This window comes from Neisseria sp. P0021.S006 (assembly GCF_051956895.1).
This window is the reverse complement of sequence record NZ_JBQCWZ010000574.1, coordinates 1-847: the sequence shown is the minus strand read 5'-3', so window position 1 is coordinate 847 and position 847 is coordinate 1. Positions and strand designations below refer to the sequence as shown.

The 847-nt window shown below is 41.0% G+C and carries 1 protein-coding gene; it reads left to right on the top strand.

What is annotated here, in order from left to right; genetic code table 11:
* The first annotated feature begins 130 nt into the window (after window positions 1–130).
* Window positions 131–703, top strand: coding sequence for a 16S rRNA (guanine(966)-N(2))-methyltransferase RsmD (rsmD, locus tag ACTHUM_RS15775; protein WP_070461210.1), 573 nt, complete (start codon window positions 131–133; stop codon window positions 701–703).
* Window positions 704–847 lie beyond the last annotated feature (144 nt).

Here is an 847-nt window from a genome sequence, read left to right as displayed (position 1 = left end):
GAAAAAGGCCGTCTGAAAAATGATTTTCAGACGGCCTTTTTGTTTCTAAAAGAATAGAGTGAAATACGACTTGATAGCAGTTTCACTATATAATTAAGGCCGTCTGAAAACTCGGCATCTTTTAAGAATTATGGCAAACAACAAACATTCCAAACACAGCAATCAAGTACGTATCATCGGTGGGCAATGCAGGGGACGAAAGCTAACATTTTTATCTGCAGATGGTCTGCGCCCGACGCCTGACAGCGTGCGTGAAAAACTATTTAATTGGTTGGGTCAGGATTTAACCGGCAAAACGGTATTAGATTTATTCAGCGGTAGCGGTGCTTTAGGAATGGAGGCTGCTTCTCGTAATGCGGCAAAAGTGCTAATGGTCGATAACCACCGCCAAACTGTTCAAACGCTTCAGAAAAATATCTGTGAATTAGGTTTGAAACAGGTGGAAATTGTGTGTTCAGACGGCATGGCTTATCTGACAAGGCCGTCTGAAAAATTTGATGTTGTGTTTCTTGATCCGCCGTTTGCATGGGAAGATTGGCAAAATCTGTTTATCCGATTGCAAAGCCACTTGAAAAATGGGGCAATGGTCTATATTGAAGCAGGGAAGTTGCCTGAAAAACCGGATTGGCTGGAAATTTATCGGGAAGGAAAGGCGGGAATGAGTAGGTTTGAATTATCGCTCTATTCGCAAGTTGCTGAATAGTATAGAATTTGAGAATCATTCCCAAGGTGTAAAACATTCTTTTAAACGGATTGTTCCGACGTCATTTGTGCTATAATCCGCGCCCAATCGGTTTTGATAATTTAAGAAAAAAGGAAATAGAAATGTCGCTCTTTATTACAGATG

Bases quoted from the DNA above. Each gene is read 5' to 3' on its own strand.
- rsmD (WP_070461210.1), top strand. From the start codon at position 131: ATGGCAAACAACAAACATTCCAAACACAGCAATCAAGTACGTATCATC.